The organism is Flavobacteriales bacterium (assembly GCA_026129465.1).
GTDB lineage: Bacteria > Bacteroidota > Bacteroidia > Flavobacteriales_F > PHOS-HE28 > PHOS-HE28.
The window spans coordinates 942,310-957,376 of sequence record JAHCIA010000001.1 but is presented as its reverse complement, the minus strand read 5'-3'; the positions used below and the strand labels follow the sequence as shown (position 1 = coordinate 957,376).

At 64.4% G+C, this 15,067-nt stretch carries 16 protein-coding genes; 3 read left to right on the top strand and 13 right to left on the bottom strand.

Annotation, left to right across the window (positions count from 1 at the left end; all coding sequences use genetic code 11):
• Positions 1–76: 76 nt before the first annotated feature.
• The 6 genes from KIT10_04005 to KIT10_03980 are packed head-to-tail and all read right to left on the bottom strand — an operon-like array spanning position 77 to position 6,117.
• Entirely contained in the window at positions 77–1,411 is a 1,335-nt protein-coding gene (locus KIT10_04005) for a DUF58 domain-containing protein (GenBank protein MCW5898414.1), read from the bottom strand.
• Entirely contained in the window at positions 1,408–2,421 is a 1,014-nt protein-coding gene (locus KIT10_04000; protein MCW5898413.1) for a MoxR family ATPase, read from the bottom strand. The genes KIT10_04005 and KIT10_04000 overlap by 4 nt, the downstream gene beginning before the upstream one ends.
• The gene (locus KIT10_03995) at positions 2,418–3,608 is read right to left on the bottom strand and encodes a hypothetical protein (GenBank protein MCW5898412.1); all 1,191 of its coding nucleotides are present in this window, start codon (positions 3,606–3,608) and stop codon (positions 2,418–2,420) included. Before KIT10_03995 ends, KIT10_04000 begins: the two co-directional genes overlap by 4 nt.
• Positions 3,605–4,306: a DUF4129 domain-containing protein gene (locus KIT10_03990; protein ID MCW5898411.1), complete on the bottom strand. Its 702-nt coding sequence runs from the start codon at positions 4,304–4,306 to the stop codon at positions 3,605–3,607. Before KIT10_03990 ends, KIT10_03995 begins: the two co-directional genes overlap by 4 nt.
• A 4-nt stretch (positions 4,307–4,310) precedes the next feature.
• Complete coding sequence (locus tag KIT10_03985; protein ID MCW5898410.1) at positions 4,311–5,180, bottom strand: hypothetical protein; 870 nt, start codon at positions 5,178–5,180, stop codon at positions 4,311–4,313.
• Positions 5,140–6,117: a stage II sporulation protein M gene (locus KIT10_03980; protein ID MCW5898409.1), complete on the bottom strand. Its 978-nt coding sequence runs from the start codon at positions 6,115–6,117 to the stop codon at positions 5,140–5,142. The genes KIT10_03985 and KIT10_03980 overlap by 41 nt, the downstream gene beginning before the upstream one ends.
• A gap of 75 nt (positions 6,118–6,192) precedes the next feature.
• Here KIT10_03980 and KIT10_03975 point away from each other — a divergent pair, with 75 nt between their 5' ends.
• A complete protein-coding gene (locus KIT10_03975) occupies positions 6,193–6,933 on the top strand; it encodes an RDD family protein (protein MCW5898408.1) in 741 nt (246 codons plus the stop codon).
• On the opposite strand, the gene KIT10_03970 is transcribed toward KIT10_03975, so the two are convergent.
• The 4 genes from KIT10_03970 to KIT10_03955 form a co-directional block, all read right to left on the bottom strand.
• Positions 6,934–7,506: an isoprenylcysteine carboxylmethyltransferase family protein gene (locus KIT10_03970; GenBank protein MCW5898407.1), complete on the bottom strand. Its 573-nt coding sequence runs from the start codon at positions 7,504–7,506 to the stop codon at positions 6,934–6,936.
• A gap of 20 nt (positions 7,507–7,526) precedes the next feature.
• On the bottom strand, positions 7,527–8,186 hold the full coding sequence (locus KIT10_03965; protein MCW5898406.1) for an outer membrane lipoprotein carrier protein LolA: 660 nt from the start codon (positions 8,184–8,186) through the stop codon (positions 7,527–7,529).
• Between the two features lie 95 nt (positions 8,187–8,281).
• Positions 8,282–8,767 carry an SET domain-containing protein-lysine N-methyltransferase gene (locus tag KIT10_03960; protein ID MCW5898405.1) on the bottom strand — a complete coding sequence of 162 codons (486 nt, stop codon included), beginning with the start codon at positions 8,765–8,767 and terminating at the stop codon, positions 8,282–8,284.
• A gap of 21 nt (positions 8,768–8,788) precedes the next feature.
• Positions 8,789–9,595, bottom strand: a complete 807-nt coding sequence (locus KIT10_03955) for a class I SAM-dependent methyltransferase (protein ID MCW5898404.1) — start codon at positions 9,593–9,595, stop codon at positions 8,789–8,791.
• A 118-nt stretch (positions 9,596–9,713) separates the two neighbouring features.
• Between KIT10_03955 and KIT10_03950 the strand changes: the two genes are divergently transcribed.
• Positions 9,714–10,184 (top strand): Hsp20/alpha crystallin family protein, encoded by a 471-nt coding sequence (locus KIT10_03950; protein MCW5898403.1) that lies wholly within the window; start codon positions 9,714–9,716, stop codon positions 10,182–10,184.
• A gap of 18 nt (positions 10,185–10,202) precedes the next feature.
• On the opposite strand, the gene KIT10_03945 is transcribed toward KIT10_03950, so the two are convergent.
• Together KIT10_03945 and KIT10_03940 are read right to left on the bottom strand one after the other, a co-directional pair.
• Positions 10,203–11,057, bottom strand: coding sequence for a hypothetical protein (locus KIT10_03945; protein MCW5898402.1), 855 nt, complete (start codon positions 11,055–11,057; stop codon positions 10,203–10,205).
• 14 nt (positions 11,058–11,071) lie between these two features.
• Positions 11,072–12,370, bottom strand: coding sequence for a DUF418 domain-containing protein (locus KIT10_03940; GenBank protein MCW5898401.1), 1,299 nt, complete (start codon positions 12,368–12,370; stop codon positions 11,072–11,074).
• A gap of 148 nt (positions 12,371–12,518) precedes the next feature.
• On the opposite strand from KIT10_03940, the gene KIT10_03935 reads away from it, so the two are divergent.
• On the top strand, positions 12,519–13,049 hold the full coding sequence (locus tag KIT10_03935) for a heme-binding domain-containing protein (GenBank protein MCW5898400.1): 531 nt from the start codon (positions 12,519–12,521) through the stop codon (positions 13,047–13,049).
• Positions 13,050–13,498: 449 nt separating this feature from the next.
• On the opposite strand, the gene KIT10_03930 is transcribed toward KIT10_03935, so the two are convergent.
• Positions 13,499–14,962: a delta-60 repeat domain-containing protein gene (locus tag KIT10_03930; protein MCW5898399.1), complete on the bottom strand. Its 1,464-nt coding sequence runs from the start codon at positions 14,960–14,962 to the stop codon at positions 13,499–13,501.
• Positions 14,963–15,067 lie beyond the last annotated feature (105 nt).

Sequence of the window (15,067 nt, the reverse complement as noted above, 5' to 3'; positions counted from 1 at the left end):
TCCGCCTTCGGAGCGACTTTTCACGCATGTCACAGGTCGTCCTGGAAGGCGACGAGGGGCATCGGGGATGGGCCTGCTACAGCACCCCCCTGGCCTTGATCTCCAGATAGCGGTTGATCACACTCACGGTGAGGTCCTCCGGGCGGCAGAGGATGGCTGGCATGCCATGGCGCTCCAGCTCGCGCGCGATGAGGCGCTTTTCATGCACCGCTTGTTCAATGATGGTGCGCACATAGACCTCCTCGGTGTCCAGGGGCTTGCTGCGCAGATCGGCGTCCAGTTCGGTGTTGAGGAAGAAGATCGGCACCACCAGGTGCTGGCGTGCGAGACGTTGCAGGTAGGGCAGTTGGCGGTGGAGGGCGATGGTGCTCTCGAAATTGGTGAAGAGCAGCAGCAGACTGCGTTGGTGTATCCAGCGGCGCACGGTGGCGAAGAGGGCCTCCACATCGGTCTCGCGGTGGTCGGTCTCCTGACGGTAGAGCACTTCCATGATGCGGCGCATGTGTCCGCGCTGGCGGGAAGCCTGCACCACGTCGTGCACCTTGTCGCTGAAAGTGATCAGCCCCGCCTTGTCCTCCTTGCGCATGGCGATGCTGCTGATGGTGAGCGCCGCGTTGATCGCGTGGTCCTGCAGGCTCATGCCGCCGAAGGGCATCTTCATCACGCGGCCGCCGTCCACCAGTGCGAAGACCTGTTGCGCTTTTTCGTCCTGGTACTGGTTCACCATCAGGCGGCCGCGGCGCGCGCTCGCCTTCCAGTTCACCGTGCGGCGGTCATCGCCGGGCACATAATCCTTGATGCGCTCGAACTCGGCGTGCTGCGCGATACGGCGGATGCGCTTCACACCGGCCATCACCAGCCGGTCGTGGATGGCGAGCAGCTCGTAGCGCCTCAGTTGCAGGTAGCTGGGATAGACCGCCACCTCCTGGTCCTGCGCCAGGCTGAAGCGCCGCTCCGCCAGACCGACAGGGCCGGTGACGAAAGCACGGATGGCACCGTACCGGTATACGCCGCGCCGCACGGGGCGTACCGTATAGCTGTAGGTGGCACGGCCCCAGGCTGGCAGCGGACCGCCCAGCACCAGGTCGCGCTTCTGCAATTGGATCGGCAGTTCGTCCAGGATGCGCACCCGCATGTCCGTGCCGTAGCCGCTTTCCAGGAGCAGGTCCACCGGGTTGGGGTCGCCATTGCTCCAGCGCTCCAGCGTACGTCGTTTCGCGGACAGGCCCGTGCGACGTCCGAAGAGCATGAACAGATCGGCGCCGAACGCGAGCACCAGCAGCAGCAGTGCCAGCTTGGCGATGACGAACGCGGGCGCCCACACCCAACCCACCAGGGCCAGCAAGACGCAGGCCCATCCGGCCAGGAAGGCACGGCGGGTGAGGAAGAGCGATCGGAGGAAGGGGATCATCGTGGCACTTCGATGCCTTTCACCAGCAGGTCGATCACCTGGTCCGGTGTGAGGCCTTCCATCTCGCGTTCGGGCGTGAGTTGCACACGGTGGCGCAGCACATGCACGGCCACGAAGCGGACATCCTCGGGGGTGACGAAATCACGTCCGTCCATGGCCGCCGTGGCGCGTGCGGCGGCGAGTATCGCGAGTGAGGCGCGGGGCGAAGCGCCCAGCATCAAGGCACCGTCGTGCCGGGTGCGGTCCACGATGGTGGCGATGTACTTCAGCAGCGCGGGTTCCACGTGCACCTGGCGGGCGAGCGCTCGTGCATGGGCCAGTTCCGCGGTGGTGATCACCGGCTTCACGGGGTCCACCTTCAGCAGGTCGCCCGGTGCCGCGGCGCGTTCCAGAATGAGTAGCTCCTCGGCCAGCGAAGGGTAGTCCACGGTGATCTTGAAGAAGAAGCGGTCCAGTTGCGCCTCCGGCAGGCGGTAGGTGCCCTCCTGTTCGATGGGGTTCTGCGTGGCCACGATCATGAAAGGTGGAGGCAGTGGCCAGGTGCGGCCATCCACGGTGATCTGCCGTTCCTCCATGGCCTCGAACAGCGCGCTCTGCGTTTTCGCGGGCGCCCGGTTGATCTCGTCCACCAGCACGATGTTGCTGAAGATGGGACCGGGGCGGAAGGTGAACTCGGTGGTGCGCGGGTCGAAGACGCTGGTGCCGATCAGGTCGCTGGGCATCAGGTCGGGCGTGAACTGGATTCGCGCGAAGCCGGTGTCCACGCATCGGGCCAGAAGCTTCGCCGTAAGCGTCTTGGCCAGCCCCGGATTGCCCTCGATCAGCACATGGCCGTCGCTCAACAAGGCGGTGAGCAAGAGGTCCACCACATGGTCCTGGCCCACGATCACCGTGGCGATCGCTGCGCGAAGGCGTTGTGTGGCCTGTTGCAGCTCGGTAAGCGGGAGGGAGGGCTTGAACTCCTCGGGGCCGTTGCCCGCTGGTGTGTTCGTGTCTTCGGTCATCGTCATAGCTGTTGTCGTAGGTCGTGCAGTTCGTTGCTCAGCCGGAGCAGTTGTTCCTCGTTAATGCGGTTCCCCGCTTCGATCCCCTCCAACATGCGCAGGCGTTGCTCCACTTCGCCCTCCGGCAGACCGGTCTTGGCGGCCAGGTGGTGGAAGGTGGCCTGGTCGTAGGCGAAGGTGCGCAGGTGTGTGCGCAGTTTCACCTCCTCCTTGAAGTGGAGGATCATGCGGCGCGCCATGTCCTGGTGGTCGGCCTGGTGCCAATAGAGGCGTCCGATGTTTCCGAGCAGTTCGCGCGAGGCGTTGCGCGGCGGCTTCACCACGGGTATCGCGCGCTGGCGCCTGCGGGCGTGCAGCACCATGTACAGGGCGATCAGTGCCAGCGCCAGGTACCAGGCCCAGCGCAGCGCGGGTTGCGAGAGGATGTAACGCAGGGGCGTGCTCGCCTCCATGCGGCCCACCTTCAGGTGCTCGTCCCAATGCACGGGGTACTCCGGCAATACGCTGAGCGCCCCGGCCAGGAAGGTGGCGTTGCGGTCCTTCAGCAGGTTGTGGTTGGTGAAGGCGAGTGGCGCGCTGCACAGCACGATGCGTCCTGCGCCATGCGCCATTTCCAGCAGCACGGGGTTGGATGCGCCATCCACGGCCAGCACACGCGTGCGGCTGCTGTCGTAGCGGGTGAAGTGCGCACCGGGGAAGCCGCGGGAGAAGCGGAACACGCCGGGCGCGATGCGCGGCTCGCCCACGAAGCGGATCTCCGTGGTGTCCTCGGTCCAGCCCCAGCGGAGGCGATCGGTGTCCAGGTGGAGCGTATCGGCGAACGCTCCCGCGAACCATTCCGCGGCGATGAGCAGGTGATCGCCGGCTTCCACCAGCGCGAGCAGGTTCTCGGCCGGGCCGCGCTCCACCTGGAAGCCGTTGTTGATGTAGAGGTGGTTCACCGGGTGACGATCGGCCTCGCCCGCATGCAGCCTTTGCCGCGTGGCCAGGTAGGGTGGGTCCGTCACGGGCACCACGGCGGGGAACAGGTCCGTGAGGCGTTCATACACCAGCTTCGCACCGTAGGGCCTGGTGTGGTGGCGGCTGAAGGAGGGCGACCAGTCCACCGGGCGCGGAATGGACGCCTCGAATACGGCCAGGGCGATGATGAGCCCGGCCAGGCCGATGAGCAGCCGTTTCTCCGTGCGGTTCATGCGGCGTCCTTTTCGTGCAGGCCTTGGAAGGATGCGCGCAGCACCTCATAGCGTGCGCGGTCCAGCGGCAGTTCACCGTACCACACCCATTGGAACACGCGTGCCGAGCGCTGGAAGGCCGCACGCAGCGCACCATCCTGCAGCTGTGCGGCGTACTCGCGGTCCGTATGGTCGGGACTCCATTCCAGCAGGCCGCGGTCCACCAGCGCGCGCAGCACCAGCAGATAGTGCAACCGTATGGCACGGCGCAGGTCGCCCGATCGTTCCGCTTCCCCCAGCAGGGCCCGCAGGTCCAGTTCACGGATGTCCTCCTCCACGGCCTGCACCCGGGCCTGGGCGCGCGGCGCGCCGTGGAACACGCGTTGCAGGCCACTGCGGCTCAGCATCACCACGGCGAAGACGATCACCACGATGACGATGATGTAGATGATGTGCTCAGCCACCCAGCCGCCGGCGCGCGAACCGAGGATGCGCCGCAGCCATTCCCTCATCCATTCCTTGAAACGCTCCCAGGGTGTGGGTGCGCGGCGCAGATCGCGTTCGTACTGGTATGCCGGATCGTTCCGCAGCTTCTCCAGTTCGCCGCCATCGAAGGACCGCAGTTCCACAGGCGCGTCGGGTGGTGCTTGCGCGCGCAGCGGAACGGGTCCTGTCAGGAACGCGCCCACGGCCAGCAACAGGAGGCACCACCGGGTCATCGCCTCAGGCCTGGTCGAATCCTTCGATCCGCTGCTTCAGGCCCAGGCCTTCCTTCTCCTCCACGACGGTGAAGTACTTCATGGCGACCGCCACGATCACGATCGGATAGGTGAGCATGTTCAGTCCCGTCTGCACCATGGTGCTGACGGCCATGTAGGTGCCGTACCAGCCCAGCATCGCATCGGGTCCGCCATCATCCATCGCCGTGTTGATCCCCACGGCGAAGGAGATGATCGTCAACGGCAGCATCAACGCCATGGCGATGACACTCTGGATCAGTGTCACGACGATGACCAGGCCGAAGGTCTCCCACCAGCGGTCCTTCATCAGTGCAAAGCTGCGCTTGAGACCACCGGTGGCCCCGGTGCGTTCGATGGCGTGCGAGGCATTGGCGAGGACCAGCGCGACACCGATCCAGATGCCGGGCAGGATGCACAGGATGATGCCCACCACCGACAGCAGACCGATGAGGAAGGTGATGCCGAAGTAGCTGCCCCATTGCGATGCGCCGCGCCGCCACAGGTCGCCCGCCCGCATGCCGTGGTGCTCGCCCAGGTGGTAGGCACGTAGATATTCGTTCACCATGGCGATGAGCTGCACATACACCAGGATGATCCCGAAATAGCCGAGCAAGGCCAGGCCCAGTTGACCGAAATTGTCGAAGTCTTCGAAGCCGCCCGCCATGATCATGCGCTGGAAGTCGCCCACGGTCTTGCCCACCAGGAAACCCGCCAGCAGGGCCAGGGGCAGGCAGGTGGCGGCGATGGCGCTGAAGAGCGGCCGCCCCTCCTGGCGCAGGAAGCGGAAGGTGTCGGTCACGATCTGTCCGAAGTCACGGACCTGTCTCAGCAGGATGGGCTGTGCGGGCTGCATGGTGGGGTAGGAGGATGAAGTACCAGAGGAGGAAGGCGAGGGAAAGACCGATGATGAGCGCTGCCGCCCAGCTGGGCATGGCGAGCGCATGGCGCGTGAGGAAACTCTCGATGAAGCCGGCGATGATGAAGATCGGTACCAGGCCCATCACCACCTTCAGGCCCAGCCTGGCGTTGTGGCGGAATCGCTCCGCGCGGGTATAGGTGCCGGGGAAGAGCATGCCATTGCCCAGGACCAGTCCGGCCGCACCGGCGATGACGATGGCCCCGATCTCCAGCGTGCCGTGCATCCAGATGCTCAGCAGGCTTTCGCGCAGCACCCCCTGTTCATGGAAGAACCATTGGAAAGCGCCCACCATGATGCCGTTGAAGACCAGGATGCAAGCCGTGCCCAGGCCCGCCAGTAGCCCGGCCGCGAAGCACAGCATGGCCACCCGGATGTTGTTGATCGTGATCCCCAGGAACATGAGCTCCTGGCTTTCGCGGCCATACACGGCCATGGGTTCGCCGTTGCGGATGTTCTCCAGGGTCATGTCCACATAATGGTCGCCCAGGATCAGGCGCACGAAGGTGGGATCGTGCATGGCCGAGAGCGCGCCGATGAGCGCGGCGGTGATGAAGATGGCGGAGCTTGTCAGCAGTTCCCGGCGGGTGGCGGCCATGGCCAGTGGCACCTCGCGGCGCCAGAAGGTGATGAAGCGCCCACGCGGGGTGCGCTCGTTGCGGTGGATGTGCTGGTGCAGCCGCACCGCCAGGCCGTTGAGGTAGGCAGGCAGGTCGCTGGCGGGGTAGAAGGTGCGCGCGTAGCCCAGGTCGTCGTTCAGCGCGATGTAGAGCTCGGCCGCTTCATCGCCGCTGAGCCGGTGCAGGCCCGTGAGCATCTCCTCCAGCCGCTGCCACCGGGCCTTGTTGCGATGGATGAAGGCGGCTTCGCGCATGCGTACGGTCGGGGCAACGGCCAAACATAGCCATTGCGCATCTTCGCCCCGGGAGCGTCCCCGCAACGGTCATATATGGACGAGGTCGGCATCGAATCAGCGCAGAACGTGGTGCTCAGCCATGAGGTGGCCCCCTTGGGCGACCGCATCTGGGCGTGGGTCATCGACAAGCTGGTGATCTTCGCCTGGTCCATCACCTGGATCTTCATCCTGGGCATCTCGGGCGCTCCTGAGGGTGTCTGGGCGGTGGTCTTCTTCCTGCTGGTCCTCCTGCCATACTTCTTCTATCACCTCATCTGCGAACTGGTGCTCGATGGCAAGAGCATCGGCAAGATCCACCGCAAGATCCGCGTGGCGCGCATGGACGGCGGCAAACCCCGGCTGGGCCAGTACCTGTTGCGCTGGGTGCTGCGGCTGATCGACGGCTTCTACCTGCTGGGCTTCGTGGTGATCCTGGTCAACGGCAAGGGACAGCGGCTGGGCGACATCGCCGCAGGCACCACGGTGGTGAGCCTCAAGCCGCGGTTGCGGCTGCGCGACACGCTCATGGCGGAGGTGGAGCCCGAACACCGGGTGCGCTTCCCCGGCGCCATCCGCCTCAGCGATGCGCAGGCCCGGATGGTCCGCGATGTGCTCCACAACACGCAAGGCGATCGCTGGGCCTTGATGGAGGAACTCGCCAGCAAGGTGCGCCGCATCGTGGGCGACGAGGGAAGTGGACTCAAGGCGATGGAGTTCCTGCAGGCCGTGTTGGCGGACCATGTGTACCTCACCGGCATGCAGGGCGCGGCGGGTGGTCCATGGGAAAGGAAATGATCAGCGACCCGCAAGCAGGCGTGGCCACAGGGCAGGGACCTCGCGGCGGTAGCGTTCGTATTCCCCACCGAACAGCGCGATGAGCTTCCTTTCCTCCAGCCGCATGCCGATGGGAAGATAGGCGAGCATCATCGCGGCCACGAGCAGGGTGCCCATCGCGGGCCAGGCCAGGCACCAGCCCAACAGCATGACGATGATGCCGGTGTAGATCGGGTGCCGCACCCGCGCGTGGAGCCCGGTGCGGACCAGACCGCCCTCACGTTCGGGCGCCAGACCGATGAAGCCCGCCGCGCCGAAACGCGTGATGGCCAGCAAGGCGATCGATGCGCCCAGCAGGATCAGGACCCAGGCCAGGGATCGAACGGCCATGGAGACCTCGAAGAGGAGCTCTTGTGCCGATGGCCACCACAGGAGAAGGACGAGGGCCAGGGTGAGCGAGGACCAAAGCGAATAGGCCAGCCGGTACCAGCGTGCCAGGCGCAGTCGCTCAGCCGCGATGGCCTTGGCCTTGTCCGAGGCGAAAAGGCTGTGGGTGACGAGGAATAGGAGCGTGGCGGCGGCCAGGGCGATCATGCCACCAAATTACCCGGCGCTCAGCGCATGTCGTTCACCTCCACGCCCGGATACTTGCTCTTGTCGAAGTTGAAGAGCGCGTCAGGCAGTGGCGGGTCGGCCACGAAGCGCGATAGCGTGTAGGTGACCTTGTTGCCGTCCTTGTACAGGATCTGCACACCGCGCGGCTCGTTCTTCGCCTTGTCCACGGTCAGCACCACCGTGTGGTAGGGCTTCTTCACCGGCTCCAGGGGGAAAAGTTTCACCACCTGCATCGCTGTGCCGCCCTCGGTCTTCTCTTCCACGAATTGGGTCTTGAACCCCTTCTCGTACTGGGTGAAGATCTTGCTCGGGTCGAGCTCCTGGTCCATTTCGGCGGGGTCGGACAGCGTCACCTCGTTGTTGTCGCGGTTGTAGGTCCAGATGGTCTTGCCATCGCTGATCACCGTGTTCTTGTCCAGGGTCAGGTGGAAGCGCTTGTCCTTCACCTTCATGGTGCCGCTCTGTTTCACGTCCAGCTTGTCACGCGTGCTTTCCAGTCGGCTGGTGAAATCGCCCTCGAAGGACTTCCAGGCCTTGGCCTTGGCCATCAGTTTGTCCACGATGGCGCGGGCCCGGGGGTCGTCGTCGGCCGGTGGACCCGATTGTGCGAAGGCCGTGCAGGACAGCAGGAGGAGGGGAAGGACCAGGGTGCGAAGCATGATGGTGCGAAGGTACTTGGCGCACCGGTTGTCAAAGGCTGTGCCAGCCCGGGGTGGAGCATGCCGTTGGCCGGCGGACCATGCGACCGGTAAGCCTACTTCCGCGCCTTCTTCTTCGGCTTCAGCATGGTGCCGATGCAGTTGGGCGCCCCGCAGCGGCAGGCCCAGGTCTTCAACAGCTTCTTCGTGTAGGGCACCTCGAACTCGAAGCCATAGTCGTAAGTGATCTCCTCGCCGGGTTCGATCTTGCGGCGGGCCTCGATGATCACGCGGTCCTTCTTCGGCTTGCCGCTCTTGTGGCCGTGTATGAAGGCCACCGCGTTGGGCGCGCAACTGTGGTTGATCCACTTGGCGATGTTGCCGTCCACGTTGGCGTCCACGATCCACTTGTCGTTCAGCGTGAAGAGGAAGGTGTGGCCGGTCTCCACATCGCTGTAGTAGCGCTCGTCGGCCTCTTCGTGCCGGATGAGCTGGCCCTTGTACTCCACGATCGGTTCGCCCTTCTTGATGCGCTTGACGGCGAACACGCCGCGGCCGTGGATCTTCGAATCGCGGTGCTCGATCTTTTTCTTTTTGCCCATGGGGCGGCAAAGAAACGGCGATCAGGCTTCCGGTGCGGTGGCCGTCAGTCCGAAGACCATGGGGATCGTCCCGGCCAGCCCGCCGATGCGGTACAGGCCATCCTCGCCCTTCACGCTGCGCGGAAAAATGTCATGTGGTGAACCGTCCAGTTCCACATAGCGGTCGATGCGCAGGCCCGCCCCGAGCAAGGCACCCAGGATGTCGCCCAGGCCATGGTCCCACCAATGCGAGGTGAAGTTGCCCGGCCGCTCCACGTCGGCGTAGCTGCCCTTGCGTTCCTCCACGATCGGTGCGCGGCTCGACCAGGGAAAGGTGATGCGCGTGAAGTCGTCGTTGAACATCCACACGATGGGGTGGAATTCCACCAGGACGAGCTTGCCACCGGGCTTGAGATAGTCGCGGATGTTGGCCGCCCAACCCTCCAGCTCGGGCAGCCAGCCCAGCACACCATAGCTGGTGAAGACCATGTCGAAGCGGCCCTCCAAGCTCGGTTGCCGTTCCTGCACATCGGCGCGGATCCATTTCGCTTGCAGGCCCATGCGGTCCGCCAGTATCCGGGCCTCGTCGATCGCGGTGTCGCTGATGTCCAGCCCGGTCATTTCAGCGCCCCGGCGGGCGAGGTCCAGCGTGTCCTGCCCGAAGTGGCATTGGAGGTGGAGCACACGCCTGCCGCGCACCTCGCCCAGCAACTCCAATTCCAAGGCGGTGAGGCTGCCGCGCCCGGCGACGAAGCCGTCCACATCGTACAGCGCAGAGGCCAGGTGCGGCGCCACGCGGGCGTTCCACAACTGGCGGTTCGCGTCCATCGCATCCCGGTGATCGGCCATGTGGCGAAGCTAACCCCGCATCCTTGACGGCTGTCTTGCGGAAGACTGACGCGCATCATTCCAAACGGCTTCCGATCGTGCTCATTTCGCGTCAAGTAACCCCCCAATACCTGATGCCATGTCAACCCTGATCCCCACCCGCAAGTCGCTGCTTTCACGCTTCTTCGACGATGATGCCTTCGGCTTCCCCGAGGGATTCCTCGACGATGACCGTTTCATGCCGGCCCGCCTCTTCGAGCGTCCCTTCTTCAAGGAGATGAAGATGCCCGCCGTGAACATCCAGGACAACACGGACCACTTCGCCATCGACCTGGCCGTGCCGGGCTTCAAGAAGGACGACCTGAAGGTGCAGTTGAAGGACGGTGTGCTCACCATCAGCAGCGAAAGGAAGGCCGAGCACGAGGAGGAGAAGAAGGGCTACACCCGGAAGGAGTGGAGCTTCGCCTCCTTCAGCCGGGCCTTCGTCCTGCCGGAGAACACCGATGCCGACAGCCTGAAGGCCAAGTACGATGACGGCGTGCTGAAGCTCACGCTGAAGAAGACCAAGGCCGCCACTGAGAGCAAGGCGAAGGAGATCAAGATCGGTTGATCGCGGCGGCCGCCGGACTCAATTGGTGACCGGCACCACGCGCGCCTTCACCAGCCGTATCCGGGCGCCGAACTGCACGTTGGCCTGGGTGAACCAGAATTTGTGCGACGCCCGGTCGTTGCGGTCGCGCGATGGGCGGATGTCCGGCAGGGCGATGAAGCCGCCGAGCATTTCGGTGCGCAGGGTCCAGGTGCGGCGGTATACCACCGCCGCACCCAGTTTCAAGCTGGCACCGGCGCCGCTCAGGTGGTAGCGGTCGTTCAGCGGGCGGCCCAGCAGGCGTGCGGCGGTGCGGGGTACAAGCGCACCAACCGCCAAAGCTGCAGTGCCATCCAAGGCCAAAGCGTGCCGCCTGCTTTCCGCCAGACGTCCATGGCGGGCGATTTCCAGGTTGATGTAGTTGAGCCCGTCGGAGTTCTCGTAGGTCAGCAGGTCCTCGGTGATGGCGACGCGCTCGCCCGCATACGTGCCCGCGTGGCCGGTGACATCGGTGTGGATCACACCATCGATGGCGACCTCCTGGTCCTGCACCAGCACATACTTCATGTGGTCGAAGCGCCAGGCCACCGACCAGCGATCGTGGAAGAACCACGCGATGCTGGCGTTGGTCTGGGGGATGGTGAGCTTCACCGGGTTCAGGTAGGGGTCCAGGCCGAGCGGCTCCGGGCTGTCGCGCGCCAGCACCCGCCGCAGCGTGAAGTCGTGGTCGCGTCCATGGAAGCGGATGTCGCTGCGGGTGTAGGCGCTGCGGTTCCAGCCCCAGCACAATTCCAATCGTCCCTTACGCTCCGGTTCCTGTGCGTGCAGGGCAGCGACGCATAGGCCGAGAATCGCAAGGATGCAGGACGCACGGATCATGGAGGTGACCGGCATGCCGGACAAAGGTCCTACCGCAAGGGCAAACGTTTCCAGTACGTCAGACTTCGCCAGACCCATTCCAGCGGCCCCATACCATACCAGCGAAGCCACAGCACGCTGAAGACGATGTTCACCAGCCAGATGCCGGCCAGCACATAGTAGAGCTGGTGGCGCGGCAGCTCGTCGAACAGGTTGAAGCCGTATCCGAAGAAGAGCACGCTGCCCAGCAAGTTCTGCAGCATGTAGTTGCTGAAGGCCATACGGCCCACCTTGGCGAAAAGGGACTGTATCCAGCCGAACCAGCCCAGCTTGAACACCAGCATGAACAACCCGAGGTGGCCGAAGGTGAGGGCCAGCCGCCGGAGGTCATATAGCTGGATGGGGAATCGCTCGGCGAAGGCGACCGGATCGAAACGCGTCTCCACCTGTGTGCGCATCATCCAGTAGGCGACCGGAAGCGACAGCGCATAACCCGCAAGCGCCAGCAGCAGGTAGAAACGCTTCCGCCTGCGCCCCTGCAAAATGCCCAAGTGGTACAGCCCGATGCCGATGACCATGAAGACGAAAGCATCGAGGAAGCCATGGCGGTAGTATTCGGTGCTTTGCAGCCAGGAAGTGATGCCGGCATGGTGTGCGAACACCACCGGCAGCGGGCCTTTCGTGAGACGCGCGGTAGCGGCGGCTTCGGCACGTTTGGCTTCCACTCTTTGTTTGTCCTGGAAGGCTTGCCAGGCCTGCAAGGCGCCTTGCTGGTCCTCGGTCAAGGGCGTCACGGTGGTATCGATGGCGGACACGGTTTCGGCCTTATCGCGCAGGCGCAGAGGCTCGGCGCGGTCGTAGCTGTACTTGGCGCTCATCAGCACCAGCAAAGTGCCCGCGATGCCGAACAAGTGCACAGGCTTCAGGTTCCGCAGCGGAAAGAGGAAGAGGCCCGCGATGGCATAGCGGAAGAGGATGTCGCCCGGCCACATCAGAATGTAGGCGTCGAACAGCCCGAAGAGCAGCAGCCAGATGATGCGGCGGTAGTAGATGTCGGCCGCGCTGACGGTATCGCTTCTCGGCACCAGGCGCGAGATCAGCAGCACCATGCTGGCGCCGAAGAGCAGCGAGAACAGCCCGCGCATGGAGCCCTCGAAGAAGAGGTTCACGATCCACCAGGTCCAGTGGTCCGGCCCGCTGAACTCATCGCGGATCGTCAGGTCCTCCACGGTCTGGTGCGGCAGCCCGAAGAAGGGGATGTTCATCAACAGGATGCCCAGCAGCGCGAAGCCACGCAGGGCATCGAGGGAGCCGATGCGCTCCGCGGTGGCGACCGGTACAGGTTGCATGGGCGGTGGGAAGGGGCATCAAGTGTACGGTGCGATCCTGACCGTATCAATGGTGTACACGTGAGAGGTTGGTCGTGTACCTGCCTGACGGTTGTCATACATGGCGGCGGTCCGGACGGTCGAGCTTTGGTCAACAATACCCTTGATCATGCTGAAGCGCCTGCTATCGATCCTCCTCGGTGTGCTGCTCGTCGCACAGTTCATCCGCCCCGACCGCAGTGTGCCCGCTGTGGATCCGGCCGCGGACCTCTTCGCCATGGAACAGGCGCCACCCGATATACAGGCGTGGGTGAAGGGCGCCTGCTACGACTGCCACAGCTACGCGACGGAATACCCGTGGTACGCGGGCATCACACCGGTGAACTGGTGGCTGCAGCGCCACATCGACGAGGGGCGGGAGGTGCTCAACTTCTCACGCTGGGACCAGTACCGGGGCAGCGAGGCGGCCGCGGAAAGCGGGGAGGAGATGGCCGAAGACGAGATGCCGCCGAAGAACTACACCTGGATGCATGACCATGCGCGGCTCACACCGGCGCAACACCAGGCCGTGATGGACTGGTTCAATGGGCTGCAAGCGGCAGGTGGAGAAGAGGAGCAGGAGCAGGAGGAGCCCGCCAAGGACGTCCCGCCTGGATCGTATGATCAGCAAGAGGACCACGAGGAGGAGGACGAGGACTGAAGGGTGATCCAGCAAGTTTCGGCTCTTGCTGGCTTGCACCACGGCCCCCCTCTCGGGAAAGGACCTTGAGGCGCACCTGCCCCGCCTACCCGTCCAGCAGGCTCTCGCCGCAGGTCCACCCTTCTTCCTGACCCGCACCGGCCACACCGGCTCCTGAAGGATGTACGCAAGAGCGAGTTGTCAGTTGTCCGTTCCCAGTTGTCAGGCTGCCTGACAACCGGCAACGGACAACCGACAACCAAGGCATTCACCTTCACCCCCGCGGATAAGTGCAGGCGAAGGGCAAGGGGGAGATGGAGATGCACTTCGTGGCAGCAAGCGCATAGGTGGGCTGCTTGGAACACGTCGACGGCTGGTTCCGTTCGGATGAGCTTGCTGCCTTGTCGGTGGCAGCGCATGAACCACCTCCATGCACCGCATCCAAGGCTGGAAGAAGGGAGCCTGTACACTCACCAAGTACCCGTCACCACCCTGGCGTGGGCCAGTCGCCCTCCGTTGGTGATACCCACCACGTAAGTGCCTGCGGGCAGCCCGTGGCCGACGCGTACCGGTGCGCCGTCAGTAGGAGGCAGGCTGCGCTCAAGCAGTAGCCGTCCAACGGCATCGTGCAGGCGAAGGGTGCTGCCGGGTGTGCCGAAGGGGTCGGTGACGAGGAGTTCACCGGTGTTGGTATCCACCAGTACATGCAGATTGAGCGCCGCGCCGCTTTCGTCGATGCCGGTGGCGGCCTCCGGGTGCAGGCGGATCAGGTTGCGGTATTGCGTCTCGGCTGGGTTGTGAAAGCTGCCGAAGAAGCCGCCCAACAGGACCTTTCCATCAGTTTGGATGGCGATGTCGCGCACGAACGAGGTGGGCTCCTGGCCGGGGCCGGGTCCTTCACCCACGTCGTAAGCAACATCGTCGCGCGTTCCATTGGGCTGCAGACGGATGAAACGGCCTGGTCCGGGCACGTTGGGGTCGTACATCCCGTCGGTGAACTCGCCGCCGGCGAAGACGTGGCCCGCATCATCCACCGCCAGTGCGAGGATGCCCGCAAAGGGATAGAACGGCGAGGTGAACGCGGGATCGCGCGATCCGTCCAGGTGGATGCGTGCCAGGGCATGCGAGGGCTGCCCATTGTGGAAGGCGAAGGAGCCTCCCACGATGATCTTCCCGTTGGGCTGGCGCATCACCTTGCGCACCGTGCCGAAGCCTCCGGTGAAGCCGGGGTCCATCACCATGCCGGTGTCGTAGGGCCCCTCAGCCGTGAGCAAGGCCAGCCCCCAGCTGCTGTTGCCGTTGTAACTGCCGAAGTCGCCGCCCACCAGGATGCGGTCATCGGGCAGCACCAGCACATCGCGTGTCACCGCATTGAAGCCTGAGCCGATGTCGAAGGCCAGATCCACCGCCCCATCGACGAGGAAGCGGGCGATATATGGCATGCTGTGCCCGTAGCACACGAAGAACTCGCCCACGGCCACCACCTTGTTGTGGCTCTGGACATCGATGGCCAGCACCGCGCCGTTGATGGCGTTGGGCGGTATGTTGAAGGTGGGATCCCGGTCGCCGTTGGGCAGCAGGCGCGTGATGAAGTAGCTGTTCACCCCGTTGTAGGTGACGAAATTGCCCGCGATCACGATGCGGCCGTCGCTCATCACGGCGATGTCCATCACCTGGTTGGAGGGTCCCGCGCCACTGGTGTTCCAGGAGGCGTCCACCGTGCCATCGTTGTTCAGCCGCACCAGATGGTTCTTGCCGCTGCCCGCGTAGTTCATGAAGAAGCCGCCCACGAGGATCCGGCCATCGGGCAGCGGCACCACCTTGTTCACCTGCACACTGGGTGGCACGGCCAGGAAGTCGTAGTCGATGATGGGCACTTGGGCGTGCATCAACGACGCGAGGAGGCAGCAGGAAAGGAGTAGGGCGTTGCGCATGAGAAGGGGCCGTTGCATTGGGGACGAGCCTGAAGGTAGGTCGGGTTGCTCGGAGGGATCGGTGCCTGAGCGCTTCCGCGATACTGGGCCACACGGCATGGAAAG